This is a genomic window from Mesorhizobium loti (assembly GCF_003148495.1).
GTDB classification, from domain to species: domain Bacteria; phylum Pseudomonadota; class Alphaproteobacteria; order Rhizobiales; family Rhizobiaceae; genus Mesorhizobium; species Mesorhizobium loti.
Genome location: NZ_QGGH01000005.1, coordinates 369,407 through 388,326, shown reverse-complemented (window position 1 = coordinate 388,326; position 18,920 = coordinate 369,407). Strand labels below are relative to the sequence as shown.

The window sequence follows — 18,920 nt, the reverse complement described above, 5'->3', positions numbered from 1 at the left end:
CCCCTTGAAAACCGTCCTCTTCGTTTGCAGCCAGAACCGTTTGCGCAGCCCGACCGCCGAGCAGGTGTTTTCAACCCGCCGCGACATCGAGGTCGCATCGGCCGGAACAAACCATGATGCCGACACGCCGCTGACGCATGATTTGGTCGCTTGGGCCGACATCATCTTCGTCATGGAAAAGGTGCACCGCACCAAACTGCAGAAGAAATTCAAGGCCAGCCTGAAGAAGGCCCGGGTCATCTGCCTCGATATACCTGATAACTATGAATTCATGGATCTGGAGCTGATCAGCCTTCTGAAGGCACGCGTTTCACAGTATCTCGGTTGAGACGTCATCCGCGAAGGCCACCCGCATGAACCTGACCGTCACCTCCTGGCAATTCTGGGCGCTGCTCTCGGCTGCATTCGCGGCCCTGACGGCGATCTTCGCCAAGGTCGGCATCGAGAACATCAATTCCGATTTCGCCACCTTCATCCGCACAATCATCATCCTGATCGTGCTCGGCGCGATCCTGCTCGCCAGCGGCCAGTTCCAGTCGCCGGCGATGATCACGGGAAAGACCTGGGCTTTCCTCGGCCTGTCCGGTCTGGCCACAGGCGCCTCATGGCTCTGCTATTTTCGCGCCCTGAAGATCGGCAATGCGGCGCAGGTGGCGCCGATCGACAAGCTAAGCGTCGTGCTTGTGGCGGTGTTTGGCGCGGTCTTTCTCGGCGAGCGACTCACCGGCGCGAACTGGCTTGGCGTCGCCCTTATCGCGGCGGGCGCGGTGCTGGTCGCCTATCGGGGATAGCTCAGCCACTCCGCAATCCGAACTCGATTCGACTTCGAAGAAGAAATCCTGATGGTGAAAATCGCCGCCATCCTCCCAGGATTGCTGCGTGCGGCCACAGCCTGCATAGGAAAACACGTCGATCTTTGTATCCTGCGGCGCCTGTATCCATTGGTCGCCAACCCTATGAAACATGTAGTGCGAAGTGGCTGGATCGTCCGAACGCATATGCAAGTGGATGCCGGGCATCGCGAATTGCGGATCGATGTCCAGCTGCAGATAGGCGGCTGAAATATTTTCGATGATTATCCAGTCATGGCTGGAAATGGGCTGGTTGAGCGCCGGGTAGCGAATTCTTGCGAGTTCGCGTTCTTCGGTCTCGCCGGCCAGCATCCCTCGGAGCGAAAGTGTCTTGCCAAAGAGGCCACTGGCCATTGTGGCCCTGAATTTGATCGTTCGTGGGGAGGCTGATGAAGAGCCGGCCTGTGCGGATTGCGGCGCGGCCCTCTGGGGGTCGCGTATGGGAAACATCTCATTGTTTCGCGCATCACCCGCGGATGCCGAGGTGGCAAGGCACAAAAAACCGACGGCAAGCGCGCATACTCGCCGACCAACCAGCGTCTTCGTTTCGCGTTCAATCAGAGCGTCTTCGTTTTGTGGCCATCCGGTCAGGCGTCGTGCTTGTCGCGGTGTTTGGCGCGGCCTTTCTCGGCGAGCGTGTCTCCGGCGCGAACTGGCTTGGCGTCGCCCTTATCGCGGCGGGCGCGGTGCTGGTCGCCTATCTGATGTAGCGGCACGCCGTTGCGGGCGCTTTTTGTTTCAAGACGGGTGATGAAGATATCGAAGCGATTGGGCATCGTCCGGTCAGTGCTCCGTCGTGCTGTCGGGTTTGTTGTCGGAAAGCCTGACGTTCGCAGGCAAGGCGGCCTGCTTGGTCAGGCTGGCGTCGGTCTTGGCAGGCAAGCGCTTGTCCCTGCGTACGGCAACGCGGTTGCGGTCGGCATAGTAGGGCTCGAAAGCGTCCTGTATCTTCAGGCTATCCATCCTGTCCTCCTCGGGAATCAGGGGGTAAATCTGCCGTAGCCGGTTTCGTTCCCTACTGTGGCAAAGGAATGGCGGGGGAGACGCAACGTCAGCTTTTGCAAGCCGACGTCAGTCGTGCCAAACAGGTTCTGAATGGAGAAGGCATCAGTGACCGGCGAGACGGGCAAGCGTAGCTATGTGGTCGGTCAGGCCGAGATCGCGGCCCGGCCGCTCGAGCCGGCGCTCTATCTGGTGGCGACGCCGATCGGCAATCTGGCCGACATCACGCTGCGCGCGCTGGAAACGCTGGCCGCCGCCGACATCGTCGCTTGCGAGGACACGCGGGTGTCGCGCGTGCTGCTCGACCGTTACGGCATCCGCCGCCGCACCACGGCCTATCACGAGCACAATGCCGGCGAGGCCGGGCCGAAGCTGATCGCGGCGCTCCAGGCCGGACAGAGCGTGGCGCTGATCTCCGATGCCGGCACGCCGCTGGTCTCGGATCCCGGCTACCGGCTGGTCGGCGAGGCGCTCGACCACGGCATTCGCGTCGTGCCGATCCCCGGTCCATCGGCGCCGCTCGCCGCGCTGACGGCATCCGGCCTGCCCTCGGATGCCTTCATGTTCGCCGGCTTTCTGCCGGTCAAATCAGGGCAGCGGCTGACGCGGCTGGAGGCACTGAAAGCCGTGCCGGCGACGCTGATCTTCTTCGAATCGCCGCGCCGGCTGGCTGACTCGCTTGTCGCCATGGTCGAAGCGCTCGGCGGTCAGCGCAAGGCGGCGATCGGCAGGGAATTGACCAAAACCTTCGAGGAGATGCGCACCGGCACGCTGCAGGCGCTCGCCGACCACTATGCGGCGGCCGATACGCCGAAGGGCGAGATCGTCGTTTGCGTCGGCCCGGCCGAGGCGAAGGCCGACGAACCTGAAGACATCGACCGCCTGCTTTTGTCGCTCGCCGCCGAGATGCCGGCCTCCAAGGCAGCCGCCGAAGCCGCGAAAATGACCGGCGGCCAGAAACAGGCACTCTATCGGCGGCTGCTCGAGCTTAAGGATGCTTCCGGAGAGGGCGGTGGCTGAGCGCCCGATTGCCAGCCGCCAGAAGGCCTATCGGCGTGGTCATCGCGGCGAATGGCTGGCGGCGGCAGCGCTGATGCTGAAGGGCTACCGGATCCTGGCGCGCCGCCATCGCACGCGCTTCGGCGAGATCGACCTGATCGCGCGGCGCGGCGACCTGGTGCTGTTCGTCGAGGTCAAGGCGCGCCGCACGCTGATGGAAGCCATGGAGGCGATCGGCCATGAATCGGAACGCCGCATCGAGGCAGCGGCCGACATCTGGCTGTCGCGCCAGTCGGATTACGGCAAACTGTCGATGCGCTTCGACATGGTCGCGGTGCTGCCCTGGTGCTGGCCGGTGCATGTCGAGAATGCGTTTTATGGGCGGAATTGAGGAACATCCTTCGTCATCCACGGGTCTGCGCTGCGTCGCTACGCTCCTTGCTCCGCCCGTGGATGACGAAGTCGAGGAGGTCGCGGACCACTCCTCACCCCCAGATCATCAAGCCAACCAGCCCGACAACACCCACCACCAGCCGCCACCAGCCGAACAGCGAGTAGCCGTTGCGCGAGACGTAATCGAGCAGGAAGCGCACGACGATGAGCGCTGTGATGAAGGCGGCAACGAAGCCGACGGCAATGATCGGCAGGTCGGCGCTGCTCAGTACGTTGCGGTTCTTGAACAGGTCGAAGGCGAAGGCGCCGACCATGGTCGGGATCGCAAGGAAGAAGGAAAATTCCGCCGCCGCCCGCTTGTCGACGCCTAAAAGCAGTGCGCCGACGATCGTCGAACCCGAGCGCGACGTGCCGGGAATCAGCGACAGGCACTGGAAAAGCCCAATCTGCAGGTAAAGCCGGGTCGGGAATCGCTCGACGTCGCGGTAGACGGGTTTGAGGTTCATGCGATCGACAGCCAGCAGCACGACGCCGCCGATGATCAGCATGATGCAGATCAGCCTTGGCGATTCGAACAGCACTGTCTTGATGAAATCATGCGCCAGCGCGCCGATGATCGCCGCCGGCAGGAAAGCAATGAGGATGCCGATGACGAAATGCCGTGTCAGCCGGTCATGCGGCAGGTCGAGCAGCATTTTCCACAGACGGCGGAAATAGACACTGAGGATCGCCAGGATGGCGCCGAGCTGGATCAGGATCTCGAAAGCCTTGCCGGTCGAGTGGAAGCCGAGGAAATGGCCGGCGAGCAGGATATGGCCGGTGGACGACACCGGGATGAACTCGGTCAGCCCCTCCAGCAGGCCGAGCAGCAGGGCTTCGACGATGGTCTGGCTTTCCATGGCTACCTCGGCATTTGGCGTGACGGCTAACAGAACGGCTTGCTTGTCATGGCGTTGAAGTCCCCCTATAGGTCGCAACACTCTGACGGCCCGCTAACCGGGCGGCCAAGACTTACCGGTGCGCCCTGCGATTCGCCAGTGCGCTTTATCATCGCGGAACCATGCTGACGCTTTTCCACCATCCCATGTTCGCCACCTGTCGCTTCGTCCGCCTCGCTTTCGGCGAGTATGGCGAGGAGCTGGCCCTGATCGAGGAAAAGCCGTGGACCCGACGCAAGGAGTTCCTGGCGCTGAACCCGGCCGGTACGCTGCCGATCCTGCTGGCCGAAGGCGACGTGCCGATCGTCGGCGCAACGGTGATCTCGGAATATCTCGATGAAACGCGCGGCGTGCTCAAACGCGACAAGCGGCTGTTCGCCGAGGACCCGATGCAGCGCGCCGAAATCCGCCGGCTGATCGACTGGTATCTCAACAAGGCCGAAAGCGAAGTCACCCGCCATTTGGTGCGCGAGCGCGTGCTGAAGCCGGTCATGCCGGAAACGGCGGGCGGCGGCTCGCCCGATTCGGGCGCGATCCGTGCCGCGCGCGCCAACATCCGCCAGCACATGAAATACACCAACTGGTTGGCCGGCACCCGCCATTGGCTGGCTGGCTCGAGGGTCACCTATGCCGATCTCGCGGCCGCCGCAACGCTGTCGGTGCTCGATTATCTCGGCGAGATCGACTGGCGTGAACACGCCGCAGCGCGCGAATGGTACACGCGGGTGAAGTCGCGACCCTCCTTCCGGCCGCTCCTGACCGACCGGGTGCGCGGCCTGTCGCCGGTGTCGCATTATGCGGACCTCGACTTCTGACGCCGCAAAACTGCGCGCGCTGATCGACGCAGAGGCGCGCCGCGCCGGCTTCGATGCCGTCGCCGTCACCACCCCCGATGCGATCCCGCTGGCGCCTGCCCGCCTTGCCGAATTCGTCGCCGATGGCTTCCACGGCTCGATGGACTGGATCGCGGAGACGCTGCAACGCCGTGGCGAACCGACCGCACTGTGGCCGCAGGTGCGCTCGATCATCGTGCTGGCGATGAACTACGGCCCCGACCATGATCCGCGCGGTGTGCTGGCCAAGCGCGACCGCGGCGCCATCTCGGTCTATGCGCAAAACCGCGACTATCACGATGTGATGAAGGGCCGGCTGAAGGAAATCGCCGGCAAGATCGTGGCGCGCGCCGGCGGCGACGTGAAGGTGTTCGTCGACACCGCACCTGTGATGGAAAAGCCGCTGGCCGAGGCCGCCGGGCTCGGCTGGCAAGGCAAGCACACCAATCTGGTCAGCCGCGAGCATGGCTCCTGGCTGTTCCTCGGCACCATCTTCACCACAGCCGAGCTTACGCCCGACCGCGCCGAGATCGACCATTGCGGCTCCTGCCGCGCCTGCCTAGATGCATGCCCGACCGATGCTTTCCCGGCGCCCTACCGGCTCGATGCGCGGCGCTGCATCTCCTATCTCACCATCGAGAACAAGGGACCGATCCCGCATGAATTCCGCGAGAAGATCGGCAACCGCATCTATGGCTGCGACGACTGCCTCGCCGCCTGCCCCTGGAACAAGTTCGCGAAAGCCGCGTCCGAGGCCAAGCTTGCCGCGCGCGACGAATTGCGCGAACCGCCGCTCGCCGACCTGGTGCAACTGGACGACGCTTCCTTCCGCGCCTTCTTCTCCGGTTCGCCGATAAAACGCATCGGCCGCGACCGGTTTGTCCGCAACGTGCTGATCGCCGCCGGCAATTCCGGCGATGCCTCACTTGCCGGCGCCGTGCGTGCCTTGCTGGACGACGCCTCGCCACTGGTGCGGGGCGCGGCAATATGGGCGCTGGCGCGGCTGGTGCCGGCCGCCGAATATTCCGAACGGGCCGCCGCCGGCCTGAAAACCGAGAGCGACGAAGCCGTGCGCGATGAATGGCGTCTGGCCCGGCCAACCAGGGCGCATGCATGAGCGAAAAACAGATATTCATCTTCGGCGCTGGCTATTCGGGCAGGGCCTTTGCTGGGGCTAACAAAGGCGCCGCCAGGATCTTCGGCACGACGCGCTCAGCGGACAAATTCGAGGTGCTGCGGCAGGCCGGCATCGCTCCGCTGCTCTTTGACGGTGCGCTGACCGAGGAAATCGGCGATGCGCTGGAAACGACGACGCATCTGCTGATTTCGGTTGCCCCGGAAGAGGCCGGCGATCCCGTTCTGAATGCCGCGCGAGAGGTAATCGCTCAAATGCCGGCGCTGGAATGGATCGGCTATCTCTCCACGGTCGGGGTTTACGGCAATTATGACGGCGCCTGGGTCGACGAAACGGCGCAATGCCGTCCGGTGTCGAAGCGCTCGGTGATGCGGGTTGCTGCCGAGCAGGACTGGCTGCGATTGGGCACGGACATCGGCCGGCCGGTGGCGATCCTGCGGCTTTCCGGCATTTACGGGCCGGGCCGCAACGCCCTGGTCAATCTGGAAAACGGCAGCGCAAGGCGGCTGGTCAAACCGGATCAGGTGTTCAACCGCATCCATTGCGACGACATTGCAGGCTCCCTGTGGCAGCTCATCGATGGCAATACAGGCGGCATCTTCAATGTCACCGATGACATGCCAGCGCCGCCGCAGGATGTCGTCGCCTATGCCGCTTCATTGATGGGTATCGAACCGCCGCCCGAAATTCCCTTCGACGCCGCCCAACTTTCGCCCATGGCGCGGTCCTTCTATGGCGAGAACAAGCGTGTCGCCAATGCGGCGATCAAGGCGGCGGGCTATCGCTTTCGCTTTCCGGATTACCGCGCCGCCTTCGACCATATGTGGGCAAGCGGCGACTGGCGCGACGGTGACGCGCGCAGCCCGATGAAGGGCTGACGATCGAAGCGTGGGGCTTTGCATGCTATGATTCGGCCTTACAGATTGCGGTGGGGAACCGGTTTCATGAAGACAGCGATGCTGCCATTTCTCGGCAAAACGCCCCTGTTGGCCGCTGCGCTCGGTCTGCTTGCCCTGGCAGGGCTCGCCACGCAGCCGGCGAGTGCCGAAGAACGGGCAAAAGATCTGTTCGGCGCCAAGAAGCTGCCGGCCGCGACCGCTGCGCAGTCGATAGGCTTCTATTCCAAGGGCTGCTTCGCCGGCGGCGTCGCCATTCCGATGGATGGTCCGACCTGGGAGGTGATGCGGCCGTCGCGCAACCGCCGCTGGGGCCATCCGGCGATGATCGCGGTGATCGAGCAATTGTCGCGCGACGCAGCAGTCGATGGTTGGCCAGGGCTTTTGATCGGCGACATTTCGCAGCCGCGCGGCGGCCCGATGATGACTGGGCATGCCTCGCACCAGATCGGGCTGGACGCCGACATCTGGCTGACGCCGATGCCCAGCCGCCCGCTGTCGATGGCGCAGCGCGAAAGCATGAGCGCCACCTTGATGGTCGACGAGAAGACCCATCTGGTGAAGGACGCGCTATGGACCCCGGCACATACAAGGCTTCTGAAGCGCGCGGCCAGCTACAGCCAAGTCGAGCGCATCCTGGTCAATCCGGGCATCAAGAAAAAGCTCTGCGACACCGTCAAGGGCGACCGCAGCTGGCTGCGCAAGGTGAGGCCGTTCTGGGGCCACGACTATCATTTCCACATGCGCATCGGCTGTCAGCCGGGTTCGCCCGGCTGCAAGGCGCAGGAAGCGACGCCGGACGATGATGGCTGCGGCAAGCCGCTGGCCTGGTGGTTTACGCAGGAGCCGTGGCGGCCCAACAAGAACCCGGATGCGCCGAAGGCCCGCGACCTGATGACGATGGCGAACCTGCCCAGCGAATGCCGCGCCGTGCTCGACGCGCCGGGGCCGGCCTCTGCCGAGGCGGCGACCTACCACGGCGGAAGCGTGCCGGTTGCGGTGGCCGCACCTGAACCCGAAGCGCCGTCACTGCCCGCCACCGCGGCTAGTGGTATGACTGGACTGCCAAGCGCGGTGAACGCCTTCACCGCGACCCCCGAGATCGGCGTCCCGCTGCCGCGGCCACGGCCGCCGGGAAACTGATTGTTGCGGCATCAATCGGTTTAGGGCTCATTTTTGCGAAACAGTGGCCGTTTGGCCGCAGAAGCTGTGTCTGCGCGCCGCCGGGGTCGAAAACCGTTTCCCTTTTCAAACTCATGCGCTAGTCAACGGGAGAACGGCTAGATGCCGTCGGGGCGCCGGAGACGGACGTGAGCATGCCAGGCACAGGCGACGACGATACTTTGTTGCGGTTTCCGATCCTGATCGGCGACATCGGCGGCACCAATGCGCGCTTTTCGATCGTGCTCGACGCCAATTCCGAGGCCGGCGAGCCAACCATCGTCCAGACGGCGAACTACAACACCATCGACGAAGCGATCCAGGCGGCCGTGCTCGACCGCTCATCGGTGCGCCCCAATTCGGCGGTGCTGGCGGTGGCCGGCCCGGTCGATGGCGACGAGATCGAGCTCACCAACTGCCCGTGGATCGTCAAGCCCAGGCAGATGTTCGCCAACCTCGGCTTGAGCGACATCGTCGTGCTCAATGATTTCGAGGCGCAGGCGCTCGCCGTCGTCGCGCTCGGCGAGGAGCACATGGAAAAGATCGGTGGCGGCACGCCGGAGCCCAATGCCGGCCGCGTGGTGCTCGGTCCGGGAACCGGGCTCGGCGTCGCCGGGCTGGTCCATGCGCTTCGCCACTGGATCCCGGTGCCGGGCGAGGGCGGCCATATGGACATCGGCCCGCGCACACCGCGCGATTTCGAGGTTTTCCCGCATATCGATAAGCTCGAAGGTCGCATTTCGGGCGAGCAGATACTGTGCGGACGCGGTCTGGTCAATGTCTATCGGGCGGTGGCCAAGGCGGATGGCAAGCCGTCGCCCTTCACCACGCCGGCCGAGGTCACCGGCGCGGCGCTGGCGAAAACCGATCCCGTTGCCGAGGAAGCGCTGGAGATCTTCGTCACCTGCCTCGGGCGCACCGCCGGCGATCTCGCTTTGGTGTTCATGAGCCGTGGCGGCGTGTTCCTCACCGGCGGCATCGCACAAAAGATCGTGCCGGCTCTGAAAGCCGGCAATTTCCGCGCCGCCTTCGAGGACAAGGCGCCGCACAGCGCGCTGATGCGCACCATGCCGGTCTATGTCATCACCCACCCGCTGGCCGCACTTCTGGGCCTTGCCGCCTATGCCCGTAACCCGTCGCTGTTTGGTGTCCAGACGGAGGGGCGGCGGTGGCGCGACGAAGTTAGTCACCCCAAGGCATAGGCAAGCCGGCTGCTTGGCGTTAAGAGGGGTGCCGAATTGCCCGGCCGCGGGAAGCGGAAACCTACGAAGCGCTCCGATTTGACATTTCAGCCCCCCAATTTGTCGAAACCCCGTGCGGGCGAGATCGTGGCGGTCATCCGCCGCATCCTCCAGGAAAACGGCCGCGAGTATCGGGGCGCGTATATTTTCACGATCCTCTGCCTGCTGACCGTGTCGGCGACGACGGCGCTTGCCGCCTGGATCATGAGCCCGGTCGTCAACCAGATCTTCTATGAACGGCGCGGCGACCTGATCCCGTGGATCTGCGCCGCGCTGCTCGGCGCGTTCATCCTGCGCGGCCTTGCCGGCTACGGCCAGGCGGTGACGATGGCCAGGATCGGCAACAATCTGGTGGCGCGCTACCAGCAGCGCATCTTCAACCATCTGATGAAGCTCGGCGTCTCCTTCTTCAATGACACAAGGTCCGGACGGCTGGCCGCGCAGGTCAACGAGAACGTCAACGGCATTCGCGACCTGTTGTCGATGACGGTGACGTCGACGGCGCGCGACGCCGTCTCGCTGGTCGGCCTGGTCGGCGTCATGATCTACCAGGATCCGGTCCTTTCGCTGAGTTCGCTGCTGATCGGACCGCCGCTGATCTGGACCGTCACCTATTTGATGCGGCGGGTGCGGCGCATCACGCGCGAATCGGTGCAGATCAACTCGCGGCTGATCGGCGCCATGCAGGAGGCCACGCAAGGCATCGCCATCGTCAAGGCCTTCACCATGGAGGACGAGCTGTCGCGCCGCATCAGCAAGCTCGCCGAGGATGCCGAACAGCGGTCGAACAAGATCGCCCGTGTCTCCGAGCGGCTGACGCCGGTTTCCGAACTGCTGGCCGGCATCGCCTTTGCCAGCGTCATCGCCTATTCAGGCTATCGAGCCACCGTTCTCGGCCAGCCGCCGGGTGCGGTGTTTTCCTTCATCACGGCGCTGACGCTCGCCTATGATCCGGCCCGCCGGCTGGCGCGCATGCAGGTCGGCATGGAACGCGCGCTGGTCAATGCGCGCATGATCTACGAGCTTCTCGACATAGAGCCGCAGCAGAGCGACGCGCAGGGTGCAGCCGAGGCGAAATTCACCTCTGGTGAAGTGCGCTTCAACAACGTCTCCTTCCACTATGTCGAGGAGGCGCCGGTCCTGCACGATCTGAGCTTCGTCGCGGCCGCCGGCAAGGTGACGGCAATCGTCGGCGCTTCGGGCGCCGGCAAGACGACGCTGGTGGCGCTGCTGCAGCGCTTCTACGACGTCGAGGCGGGCACGATCGAGATCGACGGCCAGGACATTTCCAAGGTCACCAAACAGTCGCTGCGCGGCTCCATCGCCTATGTCTCGCAGCAGCCCTATCTGTTCGAAGGCACCATCCGCGACAACATCCGCTACGGCCGGCTGGGCGCCACCGACGCCGAGATCGAACAGGCTGCAAGGCAGGCCGCGGCCGACGATTTCATCCGCCAGCAGCCGCAGGGCTATGACACGCCGGTCGGCGAGAACGGCGTGACGCTTTCGGGCGGCCAGCGCCAACGCGTATCGATCGCGCGGGCCATTGTGCGCCAGGCACCGATCCTGTTGCTCGACGAAGCGACATCGGCGCTCGACAACGAGGCCGAGGCGCGCGTCCAGCAGGCGCTGACCCAGGTCATGGAAGGCCGCACCACCATCGTCATCGCGCACCGGCTGTCGACGGTGGTCAATGCCGACCACATCATCGTCATGGAACAGGGCCGGCTGGTCGAAGAGGGCACGCACGGCTCGCTGATGGCCGATCCGCACAGCGTCTATGCCCGGTTCCACCGCATCCAGGGCGTCAAGGGCCTGGGGCTTGTCGACGACAGCGCGCCGATCCAGATTTCGGCTCCGAACATTGAGACGCAGAATATCGCCGGGAGCACGACATGAGCAAGACGCCCGCAACCGACAGGCCGGCAACCGATATGGGCCTGGTGGTGGTGGGCGCCGCCGGCCGCATGGGCCAGACGCTGATCCGCGCCATCCACACCATCCCCGGCGCGCGGGTCATCGGCGCGGTCGAGCGAGCGGGTTCGCCCTATCTGGGCAAGGATGCAGGCGAGCTCGCCGGCGTCGGCCGCATCGATGTGGCGATCGGTGACGATCCGCTGCCGGTCTTCGCCAGGGCTGACGGCGTGCTCGATTTCACCACCCCGGCCTCATCAGCCGAATTCGCTGGCTATGCGGCGCAGGCGCGCATCGTCCACGTCATCGGCACGACCGGCTGCACGGCCGACGACAATGCCCGGATCGCGGCAGCGGCGCGCCACGCGACGATCGTCAAGTCGGGCAATATGAGCCTCGGCGTCAATCTTCTGGCGGTGCTGGTCGAACAGGCGGCGCGCGCGCTCGACGCCGACGATTTCGACATCGAGATCCTCGAAATGCACCACAAGCACAAGGTCGACGCGCCGTCCGGCACGGCACTTCTGCTTGGCGAGGCCGCCGCCGCCGGGCGCGGTATCGAGCTGGCCGGCAATGATGTGCGGGTCCGCGACGGCCACACCGGCGTGCGCAAGACCGGCTCGATCGGCTTTGCCACGCTGCGCGGCGGCTCGGTGGTCGGCGATCATAGCGTGCTGCTGGCCGGCACCGGCGAGCGCATCACGCTGTCGCACCACGCCGAGGACCGCGCCATCTTCGCTCGCGGCGCCGTCAAGGCGGCGCTTTGGGCGCGTGGCAAGAAGCCGGGACTGTATTCGATGCGGGACGTGCTCGGATTGAGCTGAGGCGGCCTGATCCATAAACCTGAAGGAGCAAACATGTCGCGAACCCTCGTGCTCGTGCGCCACGGCCAGAGCGAATGGAATTTGAAGAACCTGTTCACCGGCTGGCGCGACGTCGACCTGACCGAGCAGGGCCACGCCGAGGCCAAGGCCGCCGGCCAGAAGCTCAAGGCACGCGGCCTGAAATTCGACATCGCCTTCACCTCGGCGCTGATCCGGGCGCAAAAAACTTGCCAGCACATTCTCGATGCGGTCGGCCAGAGCGACCTGAAGACCATCCGCGACCAGGCGCTGAACGAGCGCGACTATGGCGATCTCTCCGGCCTCAACAAGGACGATGCCCGCAAGAAGTGGGGCGAGGAGCAGGTGCATGTCTGGCGCCGCTCCTACGACGTGCCGCCGCCCGCCGGCGAGAGCCTGAAGGACACCGGCGCTCGCGTCTGGCCCTACTACCTGCACGATTTGCAGCCGCACGTGCTGCGTGGCGGCACGGTGCTGGTCGCCGCCCACGGCAACTCGCTGCGCGCGCTGATCATGGCGCTGGACGGCAAGTCGGGCGAGGAGATCGTCAAGCTGGAACTCGGCACCGGCGTGCCGGTCATCTACCAGCTCAACGCCGATTCGACCGTGGCTTCCAAGGAAGTGCTGGAGGGCTGACGGTCCTTGAGCCGGCAAGTGGCAACAGCTTTAAAAAAAGCGCGTTGACACACATCGCTTGCCCGCTTACATGAGCCCGCACCAGCCCAGATGGCGGAATTGGTAGACGCGCACGGTTCAGGTCCGTGTTCCGCAAGGAGTGGAGGTTCGAGTCCTCTTCTGGGCACCAAATTCCCGTTTCGAACCATTCGACGGTTCAGAAACTTAGAGAAAAAGCCCGGTTCGTCCGGGCTTTTTCTTTGCCGCCAACCTCCCCTTCCGGCCAGTCCCCTCACAAACCGCTTCAAACTCCGCGCCCGCTTCGCTACGCTCAAAGCCATGTCGCAAACCATCAACCCGATCTTCGGTGCCCGTCGCGATCAGGCGTTCCCGACGCTGGCTGAGGCGGACATCGATCGCATGCGCCGGTTCGGCGAGGCCAGCGTCTATGCGGCCGGCGAGAACATCGTCACGGCTGGCGATGTGGCGCCCGGTCTGATCGTCGTGCTGTCGGGCAGCGTGGACATCACCCAGGATGGCGGGCTTGGCCGGCGCGAAACGATCGTCACCCACGGTCCGGGCAGTTTTGTCGGCGAGCTGGCGCAGCTTTCGGCCCGTCCTTCACTGGTCAATGCGCGGGCCGCCGAACCGGTGGAAGCGTTCGTCATCGCCTCGCAGCGGCTGCGCGACCTGATGGTGCAGGAAGCCAATCTCGGCGAGCGCATCATGCGGGCGCTGATCCTGCGCCGTGTCGGGCTGCTGGAAAGCGCCACCAGCGGACCGATCATCGTCGGACCTGCTGGCAATGCCGACGTGTTGCGGCTGCAGGGTTTTCTCGCCCGCAGCGGCCAGCCGCACCGCGTGCTCGATTCCGACAGCGATCCTTGTGCGAAAACCCTGGTCGAGCGCTTTGACGTCGATCCTCACCATCTGCCGATCGTGCTGTGTCCGAACGGCAGGCTGCTGATGAACCCCGGCGAAAAGGACCTCGCCCGCTGCATCGGCCTGCTGCGGCCGATCGATGCCGACAAACTGTACGATGTCGCCATTGTCGGCGCCGGACCGGCTGGGCTGGCGGCCGCTGTCTATGCGGCCTCCGAAGGGCTGTCGACGATCGTGCTCGATTGCCGCGCCTTTGGCGGACAGGCGGGCGCGTCCTCGCGCATCGAGAACTATCTTGGTTTCCCCACCGGCATTTCCGGCATGGCGCTGATGGCGCGCGCCTACAACCAGGCGCAGAAGTTCGGCGTCGAAATGGTAATACCGGACGAGGCGAAGCTTTTGAATGCTGCCACCGACGGCGCCCGCTACAGGCTCGATGTCGGCGACGGCGAGACCGTGCGGACGCGCAGCGTGGTGATCGCCAGCGGCGCGCGCTATCGCCGCCTCGACATCGCCAATCTGGCGCGGTTCGAGGGAACCTCCGTGCATTATTGGGCGTCGCCCATCGAAGGCCGGCTTTGCGCGGGCCAGGAAGTGGCGCTGGTCGGCGCCGGCAATTCAGCCGGGCAGGCGGCTGTCTATCTGGCCAGCCATGCGCGCAAAGTGGCGCTGCTGGCGCGCGGCGACAGCCTCGATGCCAGCATGTCGCGCTATCTGGTCGAGCGCATCAGGGCGCAACCGAATATCGAGGTGCTGACCGGGACCGAAATCGTGGCTCTGGAAGGCGACGAGGGCAATCTTGGCACGGTACGCTGGCGCAACCGCGCCAGCGGCGTGGAAACGACGCGCCCGATCCGCCATCTCTTCCTGTTCATCGGCGCCGACCCGAACACCGACTGGCTGGCGAACTGCGATGTGGCGCTGGACGCCAAGGGTTTCGTCCGTACCGGATCGGACCTGGGATCGGCGCAGATGGAGACGAGCCGTAGCGGTGTGTTCGCCATCGGCGACGTCCGCGCCGGCTCGGTCAAGCGCGTCGCGGCGGCTGTCGGCGAAGGCGCCCAGGTGGTCGCGGCCTTGCATGCATATCTCGCGCGCGGCAACGCCGACGCACCTCAAACGGCAGGGAGACCATGATGGATGAATGCAGACATACGCGCGACATCAGGAAGGTGACGCCGAGCGCGCTCGGCTGCGAGGAATGCCTGAAGAGCGGGTCGCAATGGGTGCATCTGCGGCTGTGCCGCACCTGCGGCCATGTCGGCTGCTGCGACGACTCGCCCAACCGCCACGCCACCAAGCATTTCCACGCCACCAAGCATCCGATCATCGAGGGCTACGATCCCCCGGAAGGCTGGGCATGGTGCTATGTCGACGAGGTGTTTGTCGACCTTGGCGACGACGTGACCCCGCAGAACGGCCCGATCCCGCGCTTTTATTGAGCTGCGCCCGAGAGACCCGAAGAAGAGCCCGGTTCGCCCGGGCTTTTTCTTTGTCCAAGCATAATCGCCGCTCGATGCCCGATTGTCAGCAAACTGACAGGTTACCAGTTCAGTGTCTGCCAGGTCACGACCACCAGAGCCCTGACAAAGCTTTGACATGATCGCGGCTAGTTTAGAAACATTCAGACTGGAAGGCTCGCATACCCGCCTAATCATTCGCGCCGCGCTCATCTTCGTGGCGCTGTATCTGGCCGGCTTTGGTGTCCTTCACCTGCTCCTATGGGCAAGCCTGATGCCGGGGTAGCTTCCGCGATTCTTTATCGCAATGAACGTTGCCCGTCGCCCGTTATAGTAGCGTTTCTCAAGCCCGGTTACTGTCGGTTTGAGACGTTCAATATCGGTAAATCCAGAATATTCCAATAAGCTGATGACGGCGCGGGAATTGGGGGAAAACTGACAGAATTCCTCTGGGCGCCAGCGCGAGGTCGTAATGTTGCTTGCTGCGGAATCGACCCCCGCCACCCTGCGCATATGCCACATCGGCCATCGATCCAGGATTCGATTTATGATCGGCACCTTCATGAGAGTGGTATCAACCGCTAGAACGTTGCTTGCCAATGCTGAAATACGTTTGAGGCTTAAAACAGGGTTCTCCAAGTGGTATAGAATCCCGAAGAACAGGACGAGATCGAATGCGCCGTGCTTGGACGGATCAAGTTCCATCAAATCAAGTTGCTGAAAATCTAAATTGTGGAGGTCTACTGCCTCTTTTACGAGATTTGCCTGTTCGATATAGTGAGGATCAATGTCGATCCCAAGCACATAACTGGCACCTGCCCTTGCCGCGTGCACGGAAAAACCACCGCAGTTGCATGCCACGTCAAGTACCCTTTTGCCTGCCAATGACCCTCCACAGGCACTAAGGATACTTGGCCATGCGTGATCGATGAGATTTTGCATTCTCGTGCGCTCTCGGTCTTGACGAGAAGCGGTCGGCACGTAGGTGCTCAAGCCGTAAGGCAAGTCGATGGCGTGATGAAACGGTGCGAGGCGTTCGACAGCCGCTTGAAGTTCCGATTTGGTCTTTTTTTCTGTCGGTGGGATCGACGGTTGAAGATTTTTCATAAGGTCGCATTCTCCCTTGCCCGCCCAGCGTCAGTCCAATGGGATTGTTCACGGATTCCTGAATACGCAGACGAGCAGCGTTGCGATGGGTATCACAGCCCATGCTAGTGCTTGGGATCCGGCACGAACCGGATCAGCCGGTAGAATCCAAGGTACCGGACAAGGAAAACTAAGGCATCAACGGTGCCGTTGCACCATATCAAAACGTGGTAGCCGGGTTAATCCAGGGTACCAATTGGACAGGAAGGCGGCCCCGCTTTACAGGCACACATTCCCGACCTGTATCTGGCGGCTTCTTTCCACATGCGAGTACCATCGCTGGGGATCGACTTTCACTTCATATTCGCGATCCCGGTAGCTACCCGCTGCAATCCACACTGTCACTGAGCGCTGGTAGATCGTAATGCCTCTCACGATCACCAGAGCCCGACAAAGCTTTGACATGATCGCGGCTAATTTAGAAACATTCAAAACGGAAGGCTCGCATGAACCCCACCTATACAAGCGCGCAAAAGGCCATTCACTGGGCGGTGTTTCTGCTGGTCATCGGCCTTTATGGCCTGACCTATGTGGAGGAGCTTTTTCCGCGCGGCGACCCCGGTCGTGCGCTCGTCTGGTGGCTTCATATTTCGTTTGGGCTGCTGCTGTTCGCGCTGGTCGTTATCCGCGTCGGCCTGCGGCTGATGCTGGGAACGCCAGGGCTGCCGATGGAGATGTCAGAGCTTGAACGATGGGCCGCAAAGATCGCGCATCTGCTGCTTTATGGGCTACTCGTGGCCATTCCGGTTCTCGGCATCCTGCTGACGTGGTACAGGGGCGACGCCTTGAGCTTCTTTGGCCTTTTCACCATCCCGGCTCCGGTCTCTCCCGACCGCGACACGGCCCGGTTCATCAGGGAACTGCACAGCCTCTGCGCCAATTCGATCCTCATCCTCGCCGGAGTGCACGCGGCCGCGGCGCTGTGGCACCATTTCATCCGCAAGGACGACGTGCTCAAGCGAATGCTGCCGGAAAGCGCGAGTTCTTAGAGCAAGTCCGGGAAAGTGTGAGACGGTTTTCCCGGGAAAAGCGCATAGCGCTTTCCCTTGGGAATTGCGTGAAGGCAGGGCTCCAGACCAGTGAACAGGGATGAGGCCGGCGGTTCAACTGTCATGCCGGCTTGTGCCGTCGCACGATCTTCCACTCGTGCCAGATCAGCACCATGACGGCCGCATCGAAGACGGTCAGGACGAGCAGGCCGAACGAATGGGTGTAGGAGTAGCGGTAGACTTGATAGACCATGAACAAGCCCAATGCCGCGAGCGATGCTGGATACGACCAAAGCTTGCCTCTCAGGAGGCCGACAACCAAGGCCAGCTTTATCAGGCCGTGGCTGAGCAGGTAGAAGGCGTAGAACTCCTTGCTGGCGATCGAAAAATGGCTTGCCATCTGCGACAGATGGCTCGCTATGAAATCGTTCGGATCTTCGATCAATTCCTCCTGGGTGAGAGCATTGACCCAGGAGGCAATGGTGTCGGTGGTGATGACATAGAGCAGTATCCCACCGATGCACTCAATCAGGGCATGTGCGCCCTTGAACCAGACGCTGACTTCAAAAATCTGATGGATGCGGTGTTCATCGACGGGCTTCAAAAATCCACCTCACGACCAATCGCGGGAACCGACGCCAAATGGATGCAGCTTTAACGCACTGGATAAACGCCGCGGCCGGTATCAGCCCTTTTCTTGATAATGCAATGGTCGGCATCTCACAAATCGGCGTTCCCCTCATGGTGCTGGCCGTGGTCCTGCAATGGTGGGCGAAGGCCGACCGCTATCATGTTCGCCACGCGGCGATATCCGCCGGCCTGGCGTTCTTGCTGGGTCTTGCGGTCAACCAGTTCATTCTTCTCTTCGTGCATCGGGTGAGGCCCTACGATGCCGGTGTGACGCATCTGTTGATTGCGCCCAGCGCCGACTGGTCATTCCCGTCCGATCACGCGACAGCCACCATTGCGATTGTTGCGGCCTTTGCGATGCAAGGTCTCCCGCGTCGGACGACTGCGCTTCTCGTCATGGCATTCCTGGTCTGCTGGTCGAGAATCTACATCGGGACGCACTACCTGACCGACGTTGTCGGCGGGGCCATCACTGGCATCCTGGGCGCCATCATTGTGCGGCTGGCTTACCGGGAGAACTCCCGGCTGGACAAACTGGTGACCAAAATTCTTTAGGTCGGCGCTGTTCGAAGACGCACTCGGACAGAGGAGCCGCTCGGCGGGCTCCTCGACATGGGTGGCCGTTGGCAGAGCATCGCGGCGGTCGGTTCGAAGCGTTTTGACAGGCGTTCGCTGCCGGCTGCCGCGCCGTTTATCGCACGGAGCCTGTGACGGTCGGGTCGATCGTGCTGGGAACGGATTTGCGTTCGTTGCCGGCGAGTGCCGCTATGATCAGCAGGCTGGCAACCACCGGGACAAACAGGATGGCAACGCGGGCTTGCACGTAAAAAATGGCGCGCCATTCATTGCGCTTGTCGGGGCTGTTGCTCATCATACTCACTTTGTCAGACCCCCCGGCCGTGACATAGCCGCGAACGGTTAAGCAACCCCTTCCGACAGTGTTAACCGGGCGGAATTGAGGCGGAATTCCCAGGCGATCCCCCAGATGGCGAT

The 18,920-nt window shown here is 63.2% G+C and carries 22 protein-coding genes, 1 tRNA gene and 1 pseudogene; 19 read left to right on the top strand and 5 right to left on the bottom strand.

Going from position 1 to position 18,920, the window contains the following annotated elements:
• Positions 1-4: 4 nt before the first annotated feature.
• The 4 genes and pseudogenes from C8D77_RS21680 to C8D77_RS38375 all read left to right on the top strand — a co-directional run.
• Positions 5-328 carry a low molecular weight protein tyrosine phosphatase family protein gene (locus tag C8D77_RS21680; protein WP_109667614.1) on the top strand — a complete coding sequence of 108 codons (324 nt, stop codon included), beginning with the start codon at positions 5-7 and terminating at the stop codon, positions 326-328.
• Positions 329-353: 25 nt separating this feature from the next.
• The gene (locus tag C8D77_RS21675) at positions 354-791 is read left to right on the top strand and encodes an EamA family transporter (protein WP_109667612.1); all 438 of its coding nucleotides are present in this window, start codon (positions 354-356) and stop codon (positions 789-791) included.
• 51 nt (positions 792-842) lie between these two features.
• Positions 843-1,061, top strand: coding sequence for a hypothetical protein (locus C8D77_RS38075; protein ID WP_215732072.1), 219 nt, complete (start codon positions 843-845; stop codon positions 1,059-1,061).
• Positions 1,062-1,444: 383 nt separating this feature from the next.
• Positions 1,445-1,561: pseudogene (locus C8D77_RS38375) on the top strand (EamA family transporter); the annotation flags it as partial.
• Positions 1,562-1,634: 73 nt separating this feature from the next.
• Here C8D77_RS38375 and C8D77_RS21665 read toward each other — a convergent pair.
• Positions 1,635-1,814 carry a hypothetical protein gene (locus C8D77_RS21665; protein ID WP_109667609.1) on the bottom strand — a complete coding sequence of 60 codons (180 nt, stop codon included), beginning with the start codon at positions 1,812-1,814 and terminating at the stop codon, positions 1,635-1,637.
• A gap of 132 nt (positions 1,815-1,946) precedes the next feature.
• On the opposite strand from C8D77_RS21665, the gene rsmI reads away from it, so the two are divergent.
• On the top strand, positions 1,947-2,873 hold the full coding sequence (rsmI, locus tag C8D77_RS21660; RefSeq protein WP_109667607.1) for a 16S rRNA (cytidine(1402)-2'-O)-methyltransferase: 927 nt from the start codon (positions 1,947-1,949) through the stop codon (positions 2,871-2,873).
• The gene (locus C8D77_RS21655; RefSeq protein ID WP_164757510.1) at positions 2,866-3,243 is read left to right on the top strand and encodes a YraN family protein; all 378 of its coding nucleotides are present in this window, start codon (positions 2,866-2,868) and stop codon (positions 3,241-3,243) included. Before rsmI ends, C8D77_RS21655 begins: the two co-directional genes overlap by 8 nt.
• 94 nt (positions 3,244-3,337) lie before the next feature.
• On the opposite strand, the gene C8D77_RS21650 is transcribed toward C8D77_RS21655, so the two are convergent.
• Positions 3,338-4,144 carry an undecaprenyl-diphosphate phosphatase gene (locus C8D77_RS21650; RefSeq protein WP_109667603.1) on the bottom strand — a complete coding sequence of 269 codons (807 nt, stop codon included), beginning with the start codon at positions 4,142-4,144 and terminating at the stop codon, positions 3,338-3,340.
• A 161-nt stretch (positions 4,145-4,305) separates the two neighbouring features.
• Here C8D77_RS21650 and C8D77_RS21645 point away from each other — a divergent pair, with 161 nt between their 5' ends.
• From C8D77_RS21645 to C8D77_RS21595, 11 genes are all read left to right on the top strand, one after another.
• Positions 4,306-4,998 (top strand): glutathione S-transferase family protein, encoded by a 693-nt coding sequence (locus C8D77_RS21645; protein ID WP_109667600.1) that lies wholly within the window; start codon positions 4,306-4,308, stop codon positions 4,996-4,998.
• On the top strand, positions 4,979-6,133 hold the full coding sequence (gene queG, locus C8D77_RS21640; RefSeq protein WP_109667597.1) for a tRNA epoxyqueuosine(34) reductase QueG: 1,155 nt from the start codon (positions 4,979-4,981) through the stop codon (positions 6,131-6,133). The genes C8D77_RS21645 and queG overlap by 20 nt, the downstream gene beginning before the upstream one ends.
• Positions 6,130-7,029, top strand: a complete 900-nt coding sequence (locus tag C8D77_RS21635) for an SDR family oxidoreductase (RefSeq protein ID WP_109667594.1) — start codon at positions 6,130-6,132, stop codon at positions 7,027-7,029. The genes queG and C8D77_RS21635 overlap by 4 nt, the downstream gene beginning before the upstream one ends.
• A gap of 66 nt (positions 7,030-7,095) precedes the next feature.
• The gene (mepA, locus tag C8D77_RS21630; RefSeq protein WP_109667592.1) at positions 7,096-8,190 is read left to right on the top strand and encodes a penicillin-insensitive murein endopeptidase; all 1,095 of its coding nucleotides are present in this window, start codon (positions 7,096-7,098) and stop codon (positions 8,188-8,190) included.
• A gap of 173 nt (positions 8,191-8,363) precedes the next feature.
• The gene (locus C8D77_RS21625) at positions 8,364-9,410 is read left to right on the top strand and encodes a glucokinase (RefSeq protein WP_109667589.1); all 1,047 of its coding nucleotides are present in this window, start codon (positions 8,364-8,366) and stop codon (positions 9,408-9,410) included.
• Positions 9,411-9,488: 78 nt separating this feature from the next.
• Positions 9,489-11,348 (top strand): ABC transporter ATP-binding protein, encoded by a 1,860-nt coding sequence (locus tag C8D77_RS21620; protein ID WP_109667587.1) that lies wholly within the window; start codon positions 9,489-9,491, stop codon positions 11,346-11,348.
• Entirely contained in the window at positions 11,345-12,187 is an 843-nt protein-coding gene (gene dapB, locus C8D77_RS21615; RefSeq protein WP_109667586.1) for a 4-hydroxy-tetrahydrodipicolinate reductase, read from the top strand. Before C8D77_RS21620 ends, dapB begins: the two co-directional genes overlap by 4 nt.
• A 33-nt stretch (positions 12,188-12,220) precedes the next feature.
• Positions 12,221-12,841, top strand: a complete 621-nt coding sequence (locus C8D77_RS21610) for a 2,3-bisphosphoglycerate-dependent phosphoglycerate mutase (protein ID WP_109667583.1) — start codon at positions 12,221-12,223, stop codon at positions 12,839-12,841.
• Positions 12,842-12,925: 84 nt separating this feature from the next.
• A tRNA-Leu gene (locus C8D77_RS21605) sits at positions 12,926-13,010 on the top strand.
• Positions 13,011-13,159: 149 nt separating this feature from the next.
• Entirely contained in the window at positions 13,160-14,839 is a 1,680-nt protein-coding gene (locus C8D77_RS21600) for an FAD-dependent oxidoreductase (RefSeq protein ID WP_109667580.1), read from the top strand.
• Positions 14,836-15,144 (top strand): UBP-type zinc finger domain-containing protein, encoded by a 309-nt coding sequence (locus C8D77_RS21595; protein WP_164757509.1) that lies wholly within the window; start codon positions 14,836-14,838, stop codon positions 15,142-15,144. The genes C8D77_RS21600 and C8D77_RS21595 overlap by 4 nt, the downstream gene beginning before the upstream one ends.
• 267 nt (positions 15,145-15,411) lie before the next feature.
• Here C8D77_RS21595 and C8D77_RS21590 read toward each other — a convergent pair whose 3' ends face one another.
• Positions 15,412-16,269, bottom strand: coding sequence for a class I SAM-dependent methyltransferase (locus C8D77_RS21590; protein WP_109667574.1), 858 nt, complete (start codon positions 16,267-16,269; stop codon positions 15,412-15,414).
• Between the two features lie 485 nt (positions 16,270-16,754).
• On the opposite strand from C8D77_RS21590, the gene C8D77_RS21585 reads away from it, so the two are divergent.
• Positions 16,755-17,297 (top strand): cytochrome b, encoded by a 543-nt coding sequence (locus C8D77_RS21585; RefSeq protein WP_109667571.1) that lies wholly within the window; start codon positions 16,755-16,757, stop codon positions 17,295-17,297.
• 121 nt (positions 17,298-17,418) lie between these two features.
• Here the strand turns inward: C8D77_RS21585 and C8D77_RS21580 are convergent, their stop codons facing one another.
• Positions 17,419-17,901, bottom strand: coding sequence for a DUF2127 domain-containing protein (locus tag C8D77_RS21580; RefSeq protein WP_109667567.1), 483 nt, complete (start codon positions 17,899-17,901; stop codon positions 17,419-17,421).
• Between the two features lie 38 nt (positions 17,902-17,939).
• Here C8D77_RS21580 and C8D77_RS21575 point away from each other — a divergent pair, with 38 nt between their 5' ends.
• Positions 17,940-18,482 carry a phosphatase PAP2 family protein gene (locus C8D77_RS21575; RefSeq protein WP_109667564.1) on the top strand — a complete coding sequence of 181 codons (543 nt, stop codon included), beginning with the start codon at positions 17,940-17,942 and terminating at the stop codon, positions 18,480-18,482.
• A gap of 136 nt (positions 18,483-18,618) precedes the next feature.
• On the opposite strand, the gene C8D77_RS21570 is transcribed toward C8D77_RS21575, so the two are convergent.
• Positions 18,619-18,798 (bottom strand): hypothetical protein, encoded by a 180-nt coding sequence (locus C8D77_RS21570; RefSeq protein ID WP_164548818.1) that lies wholly within the window; start codon positions 18,796-18,798, stop codon positions 18,619-18,621.
• Positions 18,799-18,920 lie beyond the last annotated feature (122 nt).